Here is a 19,950-nt window from a genome sequence, read left to right as displayed (position 1 = left end):
TTGCCCACAAGTTCACTGCCGCACAGGCAGCTTAGAAAATATCAATCCATGATAATTTCATTGCCCACAAGTTCACTGCCGCACAGGCAGCTTAGAAAAAATACATGCATTGAAAACTCTCCTACTACTTGTTCACTGCCGCACAGGCAGCTTAGAAATATGGGCGTGCCATAGGATCCACCTGGAAACACGTTCACTGCCGCACAGGCAGCTTAGAAAGGCGATTGTTCGCATTGGTTCAGTAAAGCTATGTTCACTGCCGCACAGGCAGCTTAGAAAATATCAATCCATGATAATTTCATTGCCCACAAGTTCACTGCCGCACAGGCAGCTTAGAAAATATCAATCCATGATAATTTCATTGCCCACAAGTTCACTGCCGCACAGGCAGCTTAGAAATTTAAACTTGGTTTGCCGGGTCGCCAGTTTGAGTTCACTGCCGCACAGGCAGCTTAGAAATTATCCAAAGATGGATACGGTATATCCCTCTTGTTCACTGCCGCACAGGCAGCTTAGAAATTACTCATGACAGGCGGAGTTACAACTAGTTGGTTCACTGCCGCACAGGCAGCTTAGAAAACTCGGAGGAGGGTTTTAAAATATACCCAGTCGTTCACTGCCGCACAGGCAGCTTAGAAAGGTAAACTCATCCAGGTCCTTGTTTGCTTTGTGTTCACTGCCGCACAGGCAGCTTAGAAAGTTTATTTTCTTCTGATACTTAACCAGAGTTCGTTCACTATAGCCCAAAAAATTTCTGGACATGTTAACCCTTCAACCACCTTAATCTACGAAGAACCTCCAGAGGAAGTTTTAGAGGATGCCTTAAAGAGGCTAAACTGATCTTTAAACACTAACGACCATGGCATTTTTTGTATTTCATACCGCTCCCACAGGGACATGTCTCGTTACGACCTATTTTTATTTTTTTTCTTGGTCTTGATCTCCCCTCTTCACGAGAGGTATTGATTGATCTCGCTCTCTGGTTCATGCGCAGCGCTTCGTCAAAGATATGTGAGTTGTCTTCGGTCTTCTCTGTAGGAATCTGGATTACAAAGTGATGTGCTTGGTCATAGGTACTTCCGGAACCAACCTCGACCAACAGGCCGGTGATATCTGGGACCATAGTGCACAGAGCTGCTGCACTTGCTTTGTTATTTATTTCTTTCCAATCTATATCATGCCTAGAGCTTTGCATCCAGATAAAGAGTGGCTGACTGTCACCACCGAATACAAAGTATCGAGCAGGGTTTTTCTCTAGTGTTTTTCTTAAATCTGTCAGCAGTTTTGAAAGATCTTTTCGTGCTTGTTCACCATAGTTACGGATACGGCTCTCCGCCAACAACCACCCTGGTGATCGACTGATGTCGAGTGCACCTAGTAATTTCAATATTTCTTCTGGAAATTCTTGAGTTGGAATAGGATCAGTTTCCCAACTTTCTCCTTCGAAGTTCCGATCTATAGGAACACTCATATCATTCAAAACTATTAGATCTGCGTTACCACTCTCAAATTGTTCAATAAGGTCTTGATCAACTCTATTTTTAGTTATGTAAGCTCCGAGATGATCAAATTCATCAAATAGATGAGCCTGCTTAATTCCCGCCAGTGCTTGCCGAACTTCCATATAATGTGCGAAGACTCCAGGTGTTGGCAGAATTCGCTTGAGAACAAACAAGTCATCAATCGACATTGATATAAAACTATACTTTCCGAGAAGTGGATTAATCTCAGATAATTCTTTGCAAAAAGTCGAAAATGGTGAGTATGACTCAACTGTTAACCCTATGGGGATCATCACTCGATAATCCGACTGACGAATTCGACCGCACTCTTCATATCTTCCTCCTATTAGCTTGTAGAGTGGTACCTCCTCGGCAGAATTTATGTAATTAAAGAAACGCTTACACTGGTAGTAAGCTTTAAGAACTAAGTCCTGTATTGACTGGAGGTGTCGTTTAAGATCCAGTGCGGGCGAAGCAATAGTCGCTGCTGCGCCTGATTTAGCCTCAACGAGGTAGAGAACATCGTCGACTAAGATTAGTGTATCGTTTTCTGACCATTGTTTAGTGAACGGATCTTTGTAATACACTTCTTGGTAGACAATCGCCTCCGGTAGCTGCTCGCTGAGGATGTCTGAAAACGCTCCTTCACTCATCACTTTCTGTCGATCTGAGAAACGTTGTTTATAATCCGGTTTCCTTTGAAGTAGGTTGAATAAAAGAGCACGGTAGCCAGCATCACGAGCGAAACATGGATCGATCGCGTAATAATCTGTTTCGAGTTGGATTAAGGGCTTTTTGCGAGCAGGAAGCGTCCGGTAGGGAGTCCCTACAAAATCGCCCTCAGCGAAAAAATCAATCTCTTCTCCGCGTTGATATGCCAAATCCGCTAGTAGCTCTGCAGGCAAATTCGTATGGCAGCTTACATTGGCGATTCCGCCTCGGAACATATCCTCAATAGCATACCCAACAGCTTCAGACTGGCTAGCGTTTTCGGCTACCCACAACTCCATAACATCTTCAAGTCTTTTTTCTTGCGCAGCAGCGAAGTTTTGAGCAGCCTCGAATTGCATCCTCATTATATCTACCGCGTCAGCTTGCCCTGTTCGAGTTGCATTAGCTATATCTTGAAAGCCTTTTGCAATCTCTTCGGCCCCTGCTCCGTAGACCTCTTTCAGAATATCATCGTGTGGCTCAAGGACGTAGCGGTAAAACTCACCTTCCAGAACCTGATACCGGTTCCCCCTGAGTGAAATCCAATTTGATTTTATATGGAACTCCATCTCTGCCATATCCGGGCTTAAATCCGCTTTCTTTGTGTTGTCCGCAGATGACGCCATGGCAAAGAACATGGCTTGTCCTCGCAGTTTGTTGCTAAGATCGAATAGTTCTACACACTGTTCTTCATCAAATTTAACTTCTTCTGGCGCCTCGTCTGATGCTAGGACGGCATGCACGTATTCAAGCAGAAACTGTAACTCATTTATTTGTTCACGAGAGTCATTATTGTTGTTTTCTTCCGAGGTCATCTCGTTGTCCGCCAGCTGTTTCATTATACGCTGAGCATAGATGTACCCAAGAAGTTCTTGAGCAGGCATCCCAAGTATTAAAGCTCGAATGTTGGCAGCAGTTTCTTCCATGTCTCTCAAAAGATTGGCTACAATTTTCGCGCGATCTTGCTCGGTAGTTGTCGAGTTCATATAAACTAATTAACGAAATTGGCCTTGTAAAAAATCTTACACGAAGTACCGTAGGTGTTAGTCTTTTTTGTCTTCCAATTTTTCAAAAAGTGAATTCCCTATCCACTAAGCTCACCCGCCGGTTCTCCTCTATTGATGGATTGATGGAACTTAACTCTCAAAGTGGTTCGACTAGCGGAAGAGAAGATAAATTGAGGCCAATGATAATTTCGGGCCACTATTTCAACAATCCTAGCAAGCTACTCTAAGTACTTGCCTTAGTGCCTCTTAATGTGAGGTCAATAACAATCACCTCAATAGAAGCAATACTAGGGAATTGTTGAGAAATAGAAACCCAATAGTCAGTTAAAGCTTGCTGAAGATCTGAGACTCCAACTAGCACGTCATTTACCTCCCAGTGACGATCAGGTTTTGATCCCTGCCAGACCAAAAGAAATACGCCACAACCCGCCGTTACCTCTCTCAGATAGTCGCCAGCTAACTGATTGCGGAGTCGCTCACAGAGATCAGGTCCCGACCAATCTTTATCCAGCAACTTTAGCTCGATAGGTACCGGCGATACGATTGTTGGATGCTGCAACCAGATGTCCGGTCGCTGTTCGTTAGCCAGTGGATTTTCTTGAGCACAGGTATAGCGACCGAGCGCATGTCCATTTATCCAATGAGCGACAATTTTGCGCATCTCAGTTTCATTCCTGGCTTTTTGGTAGGTTTCGTAAAGACTATCATTCCCCTGCTCCAGCCAATCTTTGAAGTCGTTGAGATGTAGCACTCCAATATCAAAAAGCTGGCGATGTGTAGTAGGCTCTCGTTCCATTAGTAAGGAAAAGCCATAAATATGCTCACCAGTCCAAGGGAGATCATCTGCATCTTGTTCCGCGCGACGCCTCGCTTGCTTAGTCATCCATTTACGATGATCTTCTACTGGATGAGACTGTGACAATTTAAGAAGGGCACTGTAGGTCTCCTTGCCAGGAATTTCTGTCAAAAGATTGAACAACTGGCTCCGTGCATCTTGAGCATCATCTCGTAAGCTAGGTGAATAAACGCCTCTTCCTGTTCGATCAATATCATCTTCTACGCGTATGTATTGGTGCATCAGAACGTAAAGCTCAGTAAGGTAAGGCACAGACTTAAATTTTTGAGCAAATGCCCAACCACCCCGCTCTCTCCTGCCTCCAAGAAGTTGTACAACAAACTGTTGTGCAGCTATTGTTGCCGCATCAGCTTTCATACCTCCAAGCCAAGAATTGACCACAGCAATACCCGTTTCAGGATCAGTATCCACCCACAGGGCATACCACTTGGCAGATTCTTCTGCACTACCACTAGCTACCACTCTTGATTGAGCGAAAGAGGTCAACCATTCGAGGGAGACTTGTTCAGAATCCAAAATATGAAAGCAGTGGCGCAACACCTCCCAATCTGAATTGGGGTTTTCTTCAATCCATTGCTGGAGAAGAGGTGTTAGCTGACCGTGGAGCCAAGGTGCATGGTATACAATATCCTGTAGGATGTAGTGCATCGGATTATCAACGCGAGCGTTGACCAGCTCCCAATGGAGCTCTTGCCAAACGGCTTTGAGCACCTGCTCTGGGTAGGCCTTATGCATGGTTTCTAGCCAACTAGGAAACCCATTGAGCTCTCGTGTTAGATAACGCAATGCCAGAGAAACCTCAGTGCTGCTCAAATTGCAAGGAAAGTTGTCTACCTCCCCACTTTCATATTCCAGCCCCAACATAGCAAAGATCAACGAGTAAGGGGTAGATGAGATATCAGCACCTTCAGACCCCAGCTCAGGCTTGTACAGTCGCCAATGTTTGATTGCAGAGTCTCGAAACGCACGGGCTACATCTTCACCAAACTCATCGACTAGCGAAAGCCAATTTGAACCTTTAGCACGAGAGGTTCGTAGCCCCTCGCCATCAAGCTCAAGAAGAAGCCAGTGTTGGTTATTTGTCCACTCTCCAGGGGGAAGGTCTGGCGGATTTCGTACTATTTCAGGATTGGCGCGTAGCCCTTCAATCCACTGGGCCCTTTTCCGTTTTCTCTCGGACTTTTCCTTCTCATGCTGCCGTTCTCGCTCTAAGTGCTCTTGCTCCCATTTATCATGATCTTCGTTTACTGGCGGATTAAGCAGCTCCTGTAGGCTCGCTGCCAGTGTTTCACTGTCTGCTACAATCTCCTCAAGTTGACTTTGCCATTCGGGAAGCTTTTCGGATTGCGTATAGAGTCGAAACGCCAATGAAAGCGCAACCAGCTGATCATCTTCAAGCTGCTTGGTTTTGATAAACGCTAAAACACGGCCAAAACTGTCCGCTTCATATTGCCAATAGTGTCCACGCCAAAGCACTACCCACACATCTGTAAGTCGCTTGTTTTTTTCAGTCAGTCTGACTCTTGCTTCTTCAATGCTCCGCCAAAAGTAGGCATCGTTGAACGCTGTCCATGCCGGTATTAGCTCGTGGAGCTTATCTTTGTATTCATTGATTTGATTTCCAGCCCAATCTCGAACAGCGGGAATTTTGATGAGTATCGCGATGACATCTTTATCAAAGCACGCTTCGGATCGATCTAGGATGAGGCGCTCTACAACTTGAATAGCAGGCCCCATCAACCAGCTAAACTCCGTGGATACACGGCACTCACGGCGCTCGCGATGAGGGGCTCGGCTCAGGAGTTCATTGAGGCCAGCACACAACTTCATCAACAATGGCTCTCTTTCTTGCGAGCTAAGCCCCGATAGCTTATCAATGAATGTATGAATGGCTCGATCCAAACCCGATGTTTCGTATTGCTTATAGGGAGGCAATTTATCAAGGGAATCCAACAATAAGTCTACAGTTACATCGTCAATAACCGCTTCCTCTGCCAACTCGACGAGTAGTCTGCGATGAATGACCTCTGATCTGGTATTAACAGACTGCCACAGCGATCTCAGCTGTTCCCTTGAGCCAACCGTCGCCACGGCCCGTATAGAAGCTATTCGTGGGTAAATATCTCTACTTGGGTCTATAGCAATCGAGATTAAAGGCTCAATGCAATTTTCCATATCGCCCTGCCAGACGAGCCTTCCCAGAAAGAAAATTGCATCGTCGCTGGCCCTATGCTCTGTGATAAGACGCAGAACATCATCAGATAGGTCTTTCTGGGCAATCCGTGCTATTGCCTCATTGTCACGAGCACCACGATCATCTTCGTCAGCAACAATTCGACTGACAATATCGTTGAGAATTTGCTGTCTGATTGGCAGCGGCAGATAAGCGGCATCTCCACCTTCGACGGCGATCTCTGGGTGTATCGAAAGCGCTCGCTCGCGTATGTCATCATCAAAGAGGATTAGCCAGGGAAGAATCGGACGGAATCGTGGGACAACGACTTGCTCCCCGTATTGCTCCCGAAAAAGAAGTGATTCGATTTTTCGGCGGGAGTTACCTGTTTGCAATAGATGGTGGAGCCATTCAGCCGCCAGCAGCTCACGGATATCCCTATGCCGAAAACGCACCGCGCCATAAAGAATGTCATTGAAGATGCCTCGCTCAAGCAGCTTTCGCACATCGATTGGATTTTCCCAGTCAGCCAAGACGGTTTCGCCATCGATGCCCACTCTTTCGTGGGCAATATCCGGCACCAAAATACCAGCCTCATTAGACAAGGTAACAGCTGCAGCCAATCGACGAGCGCCATCACGTGCCCGCTGTTTATTGAGAGGCTGACGTTCTTTACGATCAGGGTCGATCTCACTCAGCCGAATGTCCACCATATGCCGCAACGATTGCAGACGACCACCCAGCTCTCCATCTGACTCCCATTTGGACAACAATGCCTCAAGATCAAAAGGCCTAGATGCCATTTCCATCAAATTAGCACGTTGGATCTCAACGATTAGCTGTTCAACATTCGGCGTAGCGTGATGTCGGGCGAAAAACCGGATGTCATCAACATCCAATGCTTTCAGCCCGTAAATTTCTACCGGACTTTCGTCTCTATCATCATTTTCGGACGAAGTATCCTCAAATTCTTGGACCTCTTGTTTGGGCTCCTGTTTAAGTACCTTAAAAGGTAAGTGCCGTTCAACCAACGCTGTATCGCTTATAAAACGCCATGCGTAGGGGCGACTTGTAATAATAATATGCGTGCGATGCATCGCCGTGCGAATACGTTTTGCAAAATGTTTGATCGCTTTTTCAAACGCTTTCGGATTATCCAGCCTGGCTTCGTCGACCGAGTCCAAGAAAAACCAAGCTTCGTCTACGGAGGTAAGCCACTCCTCAAATTGTTCTGATGTGCCTACTTCAAATGCCCCATCAAAATCCTGATCGATATCCTCAATGCGGATGAAAAAGCTAGGGCGCCCTTCTGCATTCCCTTGATGCGCCCTGTTTAGCGCTTCATGAGTTTTCCCTGCGCCTGCATCGGCGAGCACAATCACTCGATACTCAGACTCCAAATCAGACCAAGTTTTTGGCTCTTTCTGTGCCCAGTAGGCTTCAAGCCAGCCTCCGTCAAATTCGCTATCTTTATTCGGAGTAACCAGCGAAAATTTTCGTACTAATGGTACGTTGGTATCGACCATTAGTAAGCCGCCCACTCAGAACTGGCATCAGTTGCTAATAGCTCTCGTCCGAACACATCCCTCTCTCGCGGAAAGGCCTGTATTTCCGTCGGTGTCATTTTAGGGGAAGAAGCTCCGCGCCGAATATAAGCTTCTTTTGTAGCCAGTAGATAGTTCAGGCCATTGGCTTTATGAACATCTATGACTAATACAAACAATTTGTTGTGCTCAATGGAGAGACAGCTGAAGCATTGGTTTTTTAAGAGCGACTCTCTCAGTCTCTTTTCAATATCTTGCCGATAGTATTTGATTGCTTCATTGAGGTGGCATTTATAGCTCTTCTGGCATTGTTCATTGATTCCGATGATATTAGTCTCGTCATCCACTCCAATAAACACCTTACCTCCCTGATGGTTGGATAGGGCGCAGACAGTTTTTTCTAGCTCTACCGCTTTTGTGTCTGTATTAACAAGATTGATATACGCTTTAAATTCACAGTGTTCGCTCTCACCGTTTGAAATGATGCTGAATAGCTTTTCAAGATCGGTTCCGTCAGATTGAATACCAAAGCGGAATTCCCATTCAGTTGAAGAGCAATAGTCGATAATCTCATTGTCCTTTCCAACCAACCATAGCTCCATGTCCAGAGCTTTCTTCGAGTCGAAGTCAAACTGGTCTTTGGGATTGGCGAGATTAACTTGTGTCCCGTCAATAGCACCCACCACTGACAATTCAACATGCATGTCACCATGAAATCGAATATCGCCTTCAGACAATACTAGATGGCCCCTCCGATCTGGAATACAAATGCACAATTCGCCTTTCCTAGCATCGCTGGAACCGTGAAACTTATCCAGCCCAAGGAAAGTTTTAGTCAGATCGAACGCGGATGGGTGAAAGGGCATACCGTGCGCTACCAATTTGGTGTCGTGGCAATGGGCGTCAGAACATACCCGAGCAGAGAACTGTCGAACAGGGAATTCTTCTTGATGAGCGTGGCTTGGAATTAAACTCTCAGTCCAGTTTAGGTGCGATTCTCGCTTGCCTAACTCGGGAAGGCCAGGAATAAGCGTATTTGCATTTTTCCCCACGTTGCTGATTAATTTAGCCAAGTCTAACCCCGTGATCGGCTGACAAATAAATTGATACTCTGAGTACTGATAATGACAAGCTTCAATAGCAGATTTTCTCGAGTCGTCGTTCACTATGATGAACCCCATAAGCATCGACCAAGAGTCATTGGCCTTAGTAAAAACACCTCGGAAAATAGCTGATACTTCTTCATCTAGGTTTATGAGCTTAGCCACACGATCAGTGATTTTAGACTCACTTATGTTGTTAATTTTCGTCAGAGACATAGTTCGACTACTCAGAATATTGTTGATTTCAACTCATTGATGGACGCGAAGGTTTACCAACGACCCTAATGACAACGGACATTAATGAAAATCCACCCCATCTAAAAAATGCGCCCCGTCGACTATGAGCACATTGGTGTAAATCTCGGTACTGTCTACTAACTTATAACCTAAGAGCTGGCTGACGTACTTCAGCAGCCTCCCGTGCAAAAGAAAATGAATTGCAAACGAATGTCGAAATGTATGTGCACTGATGACGAATGGTGCGCCCCTACACTCTCGACCAAGGCGTAAATATGCCGGTTAACCGTCTGACGGCACATCGGAAATACTCGTTCATTCTTTTTAAAACGCCCTACTTAGAGATAGCTCTGAATCCGATCCTCTAGCGCGTGATCAACAATCGGGATATAGCGCTTAGGCGAGCGCTGAAGGCTCGCTCGACTGGGCCGACCAGGTCTTTGCTAAAATTACACCGAAGTCGTAACCATCATCCACAAAGGAGCTCGGGCTTAGCGCGAGCACTTCGGAAATACGCGCGCCAGTCGTCCACATCAAATCGAGTATCAATCGATAGGTCGGCATAGCATTGACCGTTTCCAGTACTGTTGGGCATTTGGCGACAAGACGATCCCAGTCTATTCGTACAGACTGAATTGGGAAATCGACCGATGGTGCTTCCACAGGGTGAAAGAGACGCTGGGCGCGCGAGTGGGGAAACTCGTTGTCTGGGAGACGCTTTTGTACCATTTCGTTACAGAATCCTGGTGCAAATATATACACATTATAGGCCGCATATAGCTCTAATTCCAGAACGGGCATCGGCTGGAATATCCCTAGAACCCGCAGATCTGGCTGTCTTATACCTGTTTAGGTGTAAATGGTGCAAAGTTGGGTTCACTGCCGCACAGGCAGCTTAGAAAATCAAAAGGGAGGCGATTTGCCTCCCTTTTTTTATAACTGCTCTATCACGGACCTCAACAACCAAATATACACACACTGAAGTTGCACGAATAAGTCTCATGAGAACACCATAAGTCGGATGATCATATTCCCGCCATCGAGAGGTTTGTTAGGGAAACTCTGAAAAATGGCCTATTTTCGCGTAGGACGTTGTCAGCACCCGTCTCACATCCCCATTTACGCCAGTAAATTTCGGTGTTGCGAGTGCGGTTTCCTTGCCTGCATCAAAACTACTCCTATTTTTCAGAGGCCCCTTAGTTTCGTGATCTCTGAAAGCTGGCTCATGTGGTTGTTTATTTTAGTCTCAGAGGCAACAGTTTGTTCGAAGCTATTGATTGTGAAGATTACACATCCATTATTAGTGTTCCACTGATGTGGATGGTACAAAGCTTAGTATGCCAGTTCTCTGAACAGCATAGGCTTGTTTGAATGAACACACGCGATTACACCAAACGTATTGGTATGAGGTTTTTAACATTATGACATATCCGTCCAAGTCATCCGCCAAAGCTGATGTGAAGACCTTCGATGAGTTTGTACAGTTGGCTGATTATTCTTTGATGAATAACTTAAATGCCGATCCTGATGCCAAAAATGATGGTAATGACCACCTCCCCCGCCAGGTGTTTTCCGGTCATTTCGTACCCGTTGCACCTACACCGCTTGCAGAACCAGAATACGTCACACATAGCTACACATTTTTTAATGAGCTTGGGCTGAGTAACGAACTACCATTTGATGAAGGATTTTGTCGATTATTTACCGGCGACATGTCGGCCACGTATGCCCCTATGCGCCCAGTTGGCTGGGCGACTGGCTATGCACTCTCTATTTACGGCACCGAATACACTCAACAATGCCCTTTTGGCACCGGTAACGCTTACGGCGATGGTCGTGCAATCTCGGTATTTGAAGCCGTGATCAATGGCCAGCGCTGGGAAATGCAGTTAAAAGGTGGCGGCCCAACACCCTATTGCCGTGGTGCGGACGGGCGCGCCGTTTTACGTTCCAGTGTGCGTGAGTTTCTCGCTCAAGAATTTATGCATGCTTTGGGAGTACCGACATCACGATCTTTAACACTGTATGTATCCAAATCTGAAACCGTTAGTCGACCTTGGTATTCTGCTCATTCATATTCCGCCAACCCGGATATATTGGTGGACAACCCGGTGGCTATTTCCACCCGCGTGGCGCCCTCTTTTTTACGTGTGGGCCAGCTTGAATTATTTGCCCGTCGGACTCGCAAAAATACTCACGCAAATGCATTTGAAGAATTACGCATGATTGTTGCGCATTTGATTGAACGGGAATACGGAAACGAGATTAACCGAACTCAGTCTTTTGATGATCAATTAATTGAATTGGCGAGGCTATTTCGCCAACGTTTGATCTCATTGGTGACCCATTGGCTCCGTGTCGGCTACTGCCAGGGTAATTTTAACAGCGACAACTGCGCCGCCGGTGGTTTTACGCTTGATTATGGACCATTTGGTTTTTGTGAAATCTTCGATACTGAATTCCAACCCTGGACGGGCGGCGGCAAGCATTTTTCATTCTTTAATCAGCCTGCCGCGGCGGAAGCCAATTTCCATATGTTTTGGACGGCAGTGCGACCATTGCTTGCAGAGAATACCGACGCAATAAAGCAATTAGACCAAATACGTCGCGGTTTTGCAGAAGCAATGCAAAATCAAACTCAGACCATGTGGGCCGCCAAACTTGGTTTGACCGAATACAATCCAGCGTTGTTTAAGCAACTATTGAAACTGATGACCCTCTCAAAAGTGGATTACACCCTATTCTTCCGCGAGCTATCTCACATACCCGATGATGTCTCAGCGTTAAAAAAGAGCTTCTACGTCCAAACACCTCCAGAACTCGACGAACAATGGCAAGCTTGGCTAAACAGTTGGCGTGACCTGGTCAATAAAGGTGGCGACTTAGCGGCAGTATCCGCAAACATGAAAAAAACCAACCCTAAATACACATGGCGCGAGTGGTTAGTCGTCCCAGCCTATCAACATGCCATGCAGGGGGATTACACGTTGGTCAAAGAACTTCAAGATGTGCTAAGCCAGCCTTATGAGGAGCAATCCAAAGCGATAGAAGACAAATACTATCGCTTAAAACCTAAAGAATACTTTAATGCCGGTGGCGTATCGCACTATAGCTGCTCATCTTGATTTTGAATGGATATATAAACACCTTCGATAAAACACGGCTCTCCCCTTCTTATTCGGCTTCTACTGAGTTTCACTCAGTAGCGCCGCAAGCCAAATTATCTTCTTGATCACATCTAAACCATGAAGAAACATCATGGGTTCATGAGATAAAATCAATATTACTCATAAATTAATCTGTGTATAAAAAGCTCATTGTTTTAATACCGGACTCCATGGCGAGTCCAGAAAGAACAATGAAAAAGTCAGAATTTATTCAAGAAACGGGATACCAGATTACAATGAGTTCAGGTTTTACATATACCATTAAGCGTCTTCGTTTTGATGAGAACTACCAACCATCAAACAACACACGCCTTACAACTAACTTTGCTAATTTGGCTCGCGGCGAAAAGCGCCAAGAAAACTTGAGCAGAGCATTAAAAATGATTGAAAACAGCTTTAATGCGCTGGCTCATTGGGATAACCCCAACAGTGATCGTTATTCTGTAGAACTCGAAATTATCCATGTTGATATTGATGTCGAAGGCAAGGGTCAGAGCTTCCCAACCATTGAAATATTGAAAACCTACATTGTTGATCATCAGGCTCACAAACGGATTGAAGGTATTGTCGGCAATAACTTCTCATCTTACGTGCGCGACTATGATTTCAGTGTTTTGCTTTTAAATCACAATAAAGATAAAGCTCAATTCAGTGTGCCTGAAAAATATGGGGATCTACATGGAAAAATGTTCAAAGATTTTTTGGAGTCAGACACTTATAAGCATAATTTCAGCAAGCGGCCAGTAATTTGCCTCAGCGTGTCTGAGAATAAAGTCTATCAGCGCACAGGCAATCAACACCCTATCTTGGGAATTGAATACCAGCCAAATGAATCATCTTTGACTGAGCAGTATTTCAAAAAGATGGGGATGCAGGTTCGTTACTTTATGCCGCCAAATAGTGTTGCACCTTATGCGTTTTATTTCTTTGGCGACTTACTTAATGATTACAGCACTCTGGAGCTCATCAGTACCATTAGCACAATGGAAACCTTCCAAAAAATTTACCGCCCTGAGATTTATAACGCCAATTCTGTCGCCGGAGAGGTATTTAAGCCAAGTTTGAAACATCTGGACTACTCATTAACTCAAGTTGAGTATGACCGGGTAGAACGAAATCGATTAGCGGTCGAACAAGGCAAATGGACAGAAGAGAACTTTATTAAACCTTATCAAACCATTCTTGAACGTTGGTCAGAGAATTACGCCTAACGTTTTGTAAGGACATACAACAGTACTCATTATGAAAAAATTATTACCTACTTCTACTGCTGGAAGTTTACCTAAGCCTTCTTGGCTGGCAGAACCCGAAAAACTCTGGTCTTCTTGGAAACTGAAAGATGAAGCACTAATGACCGGCAAACAAGATGCCTTGCGCGTGACATTGCAAGAACAAAAACAGGCCGGCATTGACATCGTCAGCGACGGTGAGCAAACCCGTCAACATTTTGTGACTACATTTATCGAGAACTTGAGCGGCGTTGACTTTGAAAAACGTAAGACAGTCAGAATTCGCAATCGCTACGATGCCAGTGTGCCGACTGTCGTCGGCCCCATTAGCCGCCATAAACCGGTATTTGTAGAAGATGCTAAATTCCTGAGGGCACAAACAAATCAACCAATTAAATGGGCGTTGCCAGGACCGATGACCATGGTCGATACGCTCTTTGATGATCACTACAAGAGCCGTGAAAAACTCGCTTGGGAGTTCGCCAAAGTATTAAATGAAGAAGCCAAAGAACTGGAAGCCGTCGGCGTCGACATCATACAGTTTGACGAACCCGCATTTAACGTTTTCATCGATGAAGTCAATGCCTGGGGGATTGCGTGTTTAGAGCGAGCCATTGAAGGACTTAAATGCGAAACCGCGGTTCATATTTGCTATGGCTACGGTATCAAAGCGAATACGGACTGGAAAAATACACTAGGCGCTAAATGGCGTCAGTACGAGGAAACCTTTCCATCATTGCAAAAATCTAATATCGATATTGTCTCTCTAGAATGCCATAACGGCCGCGTACCGTTTGAGGTACTTGAGTTGATTCGAGGCAAAAAAGTGATGGTCGGTGCTATTGATGTGGCAACCAATATCATTGAAACGCCTGAAGAAGTTGCCGCTACTTTGCGCGAAGCACTTAAGTATGTCGATGCCGACAAACTCTACCCATGCACTAACTGTGGCATGGCACCGCTTTCGCGTGACGTTGCAAGAGGTAAGCTAAATGCCTTGCGGGCTGGCACAGACATTGTGAGAAGTGAACTCTAACTCTGGTTCGCATATTAACCTGATAATTAACTGGATCGTTCGGATCTGTTTGATTGTCATCCTGAGAAATCGGGCGATGTCGCGCGAGACATCCTGATTTCTCAGAAACTGCATTGGCGATGCCATTATTTTCTTGCGTTTTTCCACAGCCAGACATGAGTGTTACATGAATCAAGAAATCTCTGACAAATCACCTCGGACACTTACCTATGCCTGCCAGGTAATGGATGTTTTACCCTTGAGCGCAAATACCGTTCAGGTCGATTTACAAGCCCCTACCGGCACTACCTTAAAATATCATGCGGGGCAATATCTACAGCTCGAATTAGATCTAAATCGAGACGGTCAATCACAATCACTGTTTTATTCCATTGCGAACAGCTTTAATCCGCTGCGACCTTGTCGTTTGCAGATTTTTATCCAAAATAGCAGTGAGTTGACAGATAAAATTCTAAAACACCTTTCTGATCTTTCTACCAAAAACGAACCCGCTAAAGTAACGCTACCAATGGGGCGAGCTTTTTTGCAAACCAATCTTGATTTAACTCATTTTTTAATAGCGGCAGGTTCGGGCATTTCCAAGATCAAATGTATAGCGGAAGAAATATTAAAACGCCAACCCAATGCTGATGTAAAGATTTACTGGTCGAATAAAAACAAGGATGACTTTTACCTACTGGATGATTTTCAAGGCTGGGTAGATGAACATAAACACCTGGCATTCACGCCCATCTTGGCGTCAATGGCTTCAGGCTGGTCTGGCCGGTCAGGTTATATTTATGAGGTAATCGAAAAGGATTTTGAAAATCTTGAAGGCGCTGAGTTTTACCTATGTGGTTCACCACAAATGGTGTATGGCACGATCGATAAACTCAAAGACAGTGGTTTAAAAACGGAAAACTGCTATTCAGATGTTTTTGAATATGCACCAAGAGACCAAAAAATGGCTATCTGAATCGATTGCCTTAATGGACATTTCCGTCAAAAAATAACCTTTGCCATTGACCAACAGCACCATTCAAAAGCAACACAATCGATGATGCCTTTGAATGGTTATTAAAGAGCTACTCTATTATTGTTTGCAGCTGCTTAAACTGGTAATCATTGAGTTGAGCAAGTGCCCATAGTGATCTACCCCAGTATCAATGTCGGCACCCAACGGATCCATGACGCCAATAGTGTGAACAGATGTGTTCTCAAAGACGGAGTGTACCAGTTCAGCGTTAAACTGAGGTTCGGTAAAGACACAGGTAACACCTAATTGTGCAGCCTTGTCTCTTATTTCTGCAATGCGTGCAGGGCTAGGATCTGACGCATCACCCAGTGAAATAGCCCCAGCAGCTGAGAGCCCAAAGCGCTTTTCAAAATATTGATAGGCATCATGGAAAACGATGAAATGAATGCCTTTAAGTGGTTCTGCCTGCTGTTTAATTGATGCGATCAATTCATCAAGTTTTGCTAATGTTTTAGCTGCATTCTGTTGGTATACAGATGCATTCATCGGGTCTTTTTCTGACAATACGCTGGCAATTTTCTTAACCCATACTTTGGCATTAACCGGATCTAACCAAGCATGTGGATCATGCCCTTCGTGGTGGTGGCCGTGCTCTTCATGATCTTCATGATCATGATGGTCATGGGCTTCAAATGTAGCGCCTTCGCGATAGTCGTATTGCGTCGTTCCTTCCAGTTCCAGCATTTCAATTTTTAGGGCAGAACCGGCGATGGTATCCAGTGATTTTTCTAACCAAGGCGTTAATCCTTCACTGACCCAGAAAACAATATCAGCCTCTGAAAGCGCCTCGGCTTCCGAGGGACGCATTGAGTATTGATGCGGTGATGCACCGGATTGGATAAGCAGACTGGGCGCTTCAACACCGTCCATGACCTGGGAAACGAGAGAATGAAGTGGTGCAATGTCCACGGCCACCTTTGGCGCTGCGGCCAATACCGGTAGTGGGAACATCAGCAGCGCTAGACTGGCGATTAAAAATTTGCGCATAACAACAAGACCTTCTTAATAAAAAATTGACTGAAATATCCGTTTTTAACGGGATATTAATTTTTTTGGTTATGTTATAACATAACTTTTTAAAAGACAGGTTTAAAGGTTAAATTTTTTCGGCTAGGGCTGCGTTAATGCTAATAAGTTGTACCTCACTATTCGTTCGTTTAGGTAAGCGAACGGTACTTAAAGACATCTCGATGGCGGTCGAACCGGGCGAAATCGTCACGATTATCGGCCCAAATGGTTCCGGTAAAACGACATTACTGAGGACCCTGATTGGTGCGGTCAACCCTGCTTCCGGCCATATTTTCAAGTCCCCAAAGCTGACATTAGGCTATGTCCCCCAAAAACTTTACATCGATGAAACGCTGCCGATGACGGTAAAGCGTTTTATGAATTTACCCAAGCTAGGCTCTCAATCAGATGTGGCGTCAGCGTTGCATCATGCAGGCATCCCAGGTCTTGAAAAACAACAAGTCATGGCATTGTCTGGGGGACAGTTTCAGCGGGTATTGCTCGCCAAAGCTTTGCTGGGTCAGCCCCAGCTCTTGCTGTTGGATGAGGCCACTCAAGGACTGGACCACCGCAGTGCTGCGGATTTCTACCGGCAAATTACGGCTGTAAGGGATAAATTGGGTTGCGCCATCATCATGGTCAGCCACGAACTCCATGTTGTCATGCGCAAAACGGATCGAGTGATTTGCCTAAATGGGCATATCTGTTGTCAAGGTAAGCCCGAGGCTGTTAGCAGTTCGCCAGAGTATCTTTCTCTGTTCGGTTTAGATAGCGAAAGTGAAGCGGCGCTCTATCTTCATCGGGGCCATCATCGTTATAACCATCAGGAGAACCTTGACCATGTTGGATGATTTCATGGTCAGAGCCGCATTGGCCAGTCTTGGGGTGGCCATTGCGGCCGCACCTCTGGGATGTTTTATTGTCTGGCGTCGAATGGCTTATTTTGGTGATGCCACGGCGCATGCTGCAGTATTGGGTGTGGCACTGTCCTTAACCTTGTCCCTGCCCATTTTTCCCGGAGTATTGGTCGTATCACTCATTATGGCGATAACCGTCTCCGCGCTCAGTGGCAAAGGTTTCGCCATGGACACACTTTTAGGGGTGATGGCGCACTCCTCTTTAGCGATTGGTTTGGTCGCCGTCTCGTTTCTCTCTGGGATCAGAATTGACCTTATGGCTTATTTGTTTGGCGACATATTGGCCGTCGGAAAAACCGATTTGGCGGTGATTTGGATTGGATCCGCCGCAGTGGTTGCCTTGATTACCGTACGCTGGTCGGGTTTGCTGCTATCTACTTTAAACCCTGATCTCGCGCACGCCAGTGGCTTTAACCCTAAACGGGAGCAAATGATTTTGACCATTGCCCTGGCTACTGTCGTCGCTGTCGCGATTAAAGTCGTGGGGGTTTTGCTGATTGCAGCGATGTTGATTGTGCCCGCAGCAACGGCCCGGTCTTTTAGTCGCACACCTGAAGTCATGGCGGTTATAGCAGGCATCATCGGCTGCTTTGCCAGTTTATCCGGGCTTCGGGCTGCGTTTGTGTTTGATACCCCGACAGGCCCAACCATTGTTTGTACTGCGGCGCTGATGTTCCTGGTTGGCAATATCCTATGGCGGAGCATGGCCAGCCTAGTCATCAAGAAGGGAGAAGCGAATGGAGCATAGCTATTTCACCGCGCTCGAACAGTATGACCTGGACCAGCCTCTGAATCTCGTTCAGTCATCATGTTAACCACACTGATTAAACATGCCCGCGTTGTCAATGAGGGGCAAATCAAAGACTTCTATGTGCGTATTATCGGCGATCGAATGTCGCGCCGCCATCGCGGACGGGATTACCAGCTACATGGAAATGCCTTGTTAAACCCGCTACCCCAATCCTTGGAGTGCTCAAACAACAATACTCCGTTGCATATCACAACAGGAAAAGAGTTTGATCACGAAGGATGAGATTTCTCAGTACATTTTTCAGGTTCAATATTAATGCATACATCAAAAACACTGCCCGATATTACCAAGACTCAACAGGTTGCCGAATCCTTACCATTGCGATGGGTAGGTATGGAGGCGATTGCCGTTCCGATCACGTTTGATCTCGATCATGGTAATCAACAGACAATGGCCGCAAAAGCGGATGTGTATGTCAGCCTTGATGACTTAACGGCTAAAGGCATTCATATGTCGCGCTTGCATGCACTGCTAAATGAGCTTGCCGCTCAGAGCTGCAACAAAGATACGCTCGATTTATTACTGGAGAAAATGGTTACTTCCCAGGCAGGCATCAGCCAAAACGCAAAAATTAATCTTGCCTTTGATTTGTTGCTCCCCAAGCCCTCTTTATTAAGCCATGAATCGGGCTTCCAAACTTATCGGGTCGAAATAAAGGGGCAACGAATAAAAAGTGAATATGACTACAGCCTGAAAATAACGGTTCCCTACTCCAGTACCTGCCCTTGCTCAGCTGCACTGTCGCGTCAATTATTAGCTGATGCGATAGATACAGAGTTCCCTACCGCGAATATTGATAAGCAAGCGCTACTGTCTTGGGCACAATCAACCTCAGTGGCGACACCACACAGCCAGCGCTCTTATGCTTACCTGACATTATCTCTGGGCAACCATCAATGGCCTGCTCTGCCATCGCTTATTTTTCAAATTGAGGAAGCTATCGGCACGCCGGTACAAACCATGGTTAAGCGCGCGGACGAACAAGAATTTGCCCGACTGAACGCCGAACATCTGATGTTTTGCGAGGATGCGGCACGCAAACTCAAAGCCATGCTAGAGCAATCCACCTGGGTTTTGGATTATAGATTCAAAGTGAAGCACCAGGAAAGTTTGCATGCACACAATGCGGTGGTGATTGACCAAAAGCATGCCAGTACTACCGGTTTATAAACCGGTCGGCATGTTCTCACACCAAACAATACTTCAAAGGATAATGTTGTGATCAATCAAACGAAACCATCCACTCAAGAAGCTGTGAATAATAGCCAAAGCTGTTGCAGTAACTCGGATTGCTGTGCCCCCCAAAATCCTATTACTCGAGCAGCACCCAAAGTAGGACGCAACGATCCTTGCCCCTGCGGTAACGGACGTAAGTTTAAAAAATGCTGCGGACTGACCAACGATAGAGGCTAACGTAGATGACTGTTCCGCTGATCAGTGAAACATACGAACAATGGTATCACTGTATAACCGTGATTTGCCGACAACCATTGACGCCTGAATATATCGCTGCACGTATAGAGGCGCTCAATAGTCCAAACAACGATATGACTAAAAAATTCGTCGAACTTTATGGTGAAGCGCAACGCATTAAAACTTTGCAATGGTTCGAAAGAGCAAAATCAACATTGTAA

15 protein-coding genes and 1 CRISPR repeat array are annotated in these 19,950 nt (G+C 45.6%); of the genes, 9 read left to right on the top strand and 6 right to left on the bottom strand.

Annotated features, from left to right (window positions below):
* Positions 1-10: 10 nt before the first annotated feature.
* Positions 11-699: a CRISPR direct-repeat array (repeat unit 28 nt; unit sequence GTTCACTGCCGCACAGGCAGCTTAGAAA).
* Between the two features lie 151 nt (positions 700-850).
* The 5 genes from ACQY6I_RS01040 to ACQY6I_RS01020 form a co-directional block, all read right to left on the bottom strand.
* Complete coding sequence (locus ACQY6I_RS01040) at positions 851-3,139, bottom strand: YecA family protein (RefSeq protein ID WP_428239609.1); 2,289 nt, start codon at positions 3,137-3,139, stop codon at positions 851-853.
* A 304-nt stretch (positions 3,140-3,443) separates the two neighbouring features.
* Positions 3,444-7,775 (bottom strand): NACHT domain-containing protein, encoded by a 4,332-nt coding sequence (locus tag ACQY6I_RS01035; protein ID WP_428239608.1) that lies wholly within the window; start codon positions 7,773-7,775, stop codon positions 3,444-3,446.
* Positions 7,775-9,112, bottom strand: a complete 1,338-nt coding sequence (locus ACQY6I_RS01030) for an AlbA family DNA-binding domain-containing protein (protein WP_428239607.1) — start codon at positions 9,110-9,112, stop codon at positions 7,775-7,777. The genes ACQY6I_RS01035 and ACQY6I_RS01030 overlap by 1 nt, the downstream gene beginning before the upstream one ends.
* Positions 9,113-9,193: 81 nt before the next feature.
* The gene (locus ACQY6I_RS01025; RefSeq protein ID WP_428239614.1) at positions 9,194-9,367 is read right to left on the bottom strand and encodes a tyrosine-type recombinase/integrase; all 174 of its coding nucleotides are present in this window, start codon (positions 9,365-9,367) and stop codon (positions 9,194-9,196) included.
* 162 nt (positions 9,368-9,529) lie between these two features.
* A complete protein-coding gene (locus ACQY6I_RS01020) occupies positions 9,530-9,934 on the bottom strand; it encodes a hypothetical protein (protein WP_428239606.1) in 405 nt (134 codons plus the stop codon).
* A gap of 620 nt (positions 9,935-10,554) precedes the next feature.
* Between ACQY6I_RS01020 and ACQY6I_RS01015 the strand changes: the two genes are divergently transcribed.
* The 4 genes from ACQY6I_RS01015 to ACQY6I_RS01000 all read left to right on the top strand — a co-directional run bounded on the left by ACQY6I_RS01015 (position 10,555) and on the right by ACQY6I_RS01000 (position 15,520).
* Complete coding sequence (locus tag ACQY6I_RS01015; protein ID WP_428239605.1) at positions 10,555-12,258, top strand: protein adenylyltransferase SelO; 1,704 nt, start codon at positions 10,555-10,557, stop codon at positions 12,256-12,258.
* 278 nt (positions 12,259-12,536) lie between these two features.
* Positions 12,537-13,511 carry a DUF1852 domain-containing protein gene (locus tag ACQY6I_RS01010; protein ID WP_428239613.1) on the top strand — a complete coding sequence of 325 codons (975 nt, stop codon included), beginning with the start codon at positions 12,537-12,539 and terminating at the stop codon, positions 13,509-13,511.
* 31 nt (positions 13,512-13,542) lie between these two features.
* On the top strand, positions 13,543-14,565 hold the full coding sequence (locus tag ACQY6I_RS01005) for a methionine synthase (protein ID WP_428239604.1): 1,023 nt from the start codon (positions 13,543-13,545) through the stop codon (positions 14,563-14,565).
* Positions 14,566-14,731: 166 nt separating this feature from the next.
* Entirely contained in the window at positions 14,732-15,520 is a 789-nt protein-coding gene (locus tag ACQY6I_RS01000; RefSeq protein ID WP_428239603.1) for an NAD(P)H-flavin reductase, read from the top strand.
* 117 nt (positions 15,521-15,637) lie between these two features.
* On the opposite strand, the gene ACQY6I_RS00995 is transcribed toward ACQY6I_RS01000, so the two are convergent.
* Positions 15,638-16,567, bottom strand: coding sequence for a zinc ABC transporter substrate-binding protein (locus ACQY6I_RS00995; protein ID WP_428239602.1), 930 nt, complete (start codon positions 16,565-16,567; stop codon positions 15,638-15,640).
* Between the two features lie 137 nt (positions 16,568-16,704).
* Here ACQY6I_RS00995 and ACQY6I_RS00990 point away from each other — a divergent pair, with 137 nt between their 5' ends.
* From ACQY6I_RS00990 to ACQY6I_RS00970, 5 genes are all read left to right on the top strand, one after another.
* A complete protein-coding gene (locus tag ACQY6I_RS00990; RefSeq protein WP_428239601.1) occupies positions 16,705-17,439 on the top strand; it encodes an ATP-binding cassette domain-containing protein in 735 nt (244 codons plus the stop codon).
* A complete protein-coding gene (locus ACQY6I_RS00985; RefSeq protein WP_428239600.1) occupies positions 17,429-18,253 on the top strand; it encodes a metal ABC transporter permease in 825 nt (274 codons plus the stop codon). The genes ACQY6I_RS00990 and ACQY6I_RS00985 overlap by 11 nt, the downstream gene beginning before the upstream one ends.
* A gap of 318 nt (positions 18,254-18,571) precedes the next feature.
* Complete coding sequence (gene folE2, locus ACQY6I_RS00980; protein WP_428239599.1) at positions 18,572-19,486, top strand: GTP cyclohydrolase FolE2; 915 nt, start codon at positions 18,572-18,574, stop codon at positions 19,484-19,486.
* 48 nt (positions 19,487-19,534) lie between these two features.
* Positions 19,535-19,729 carry an SEC-C metal-binding domain-containing protein gene (locus tag ACQY6I_RS00975; RefSeq protein WP_428239598.1) on the top strand — a complete coding sequence of 65 codons (195 nt, stop codon included), beginning with the start codon at positions 19,535-19,537 and terminating at the stop codon, positions 19,727-19,729.
* 5 nt (positions 19,730-19,734) lie between these two features.
* Complete coding sequence (locus ACQY6I_RS00970; RefSeq protein WP_428239597.1) at positions 19,735-19,950, top strand: hypothetical protein; 216 nt, start codon at positions 19,735-19,737, stop codon at positions 19,948-19,950.

This window comes from Gynuella sp. (assembly GCF_050297175.1).
Classification (GTDB): Bacteria; Pseudomonadota; Gammaproteobacteria; order Pseudomonadales; family Natronospirillaceae; genus Gynuella.
The sequence above is the reverse complement of the archived record's forward strand: the minus strand, read 5'-3'. Positions and strand labels throughout refer to the sequence as shown.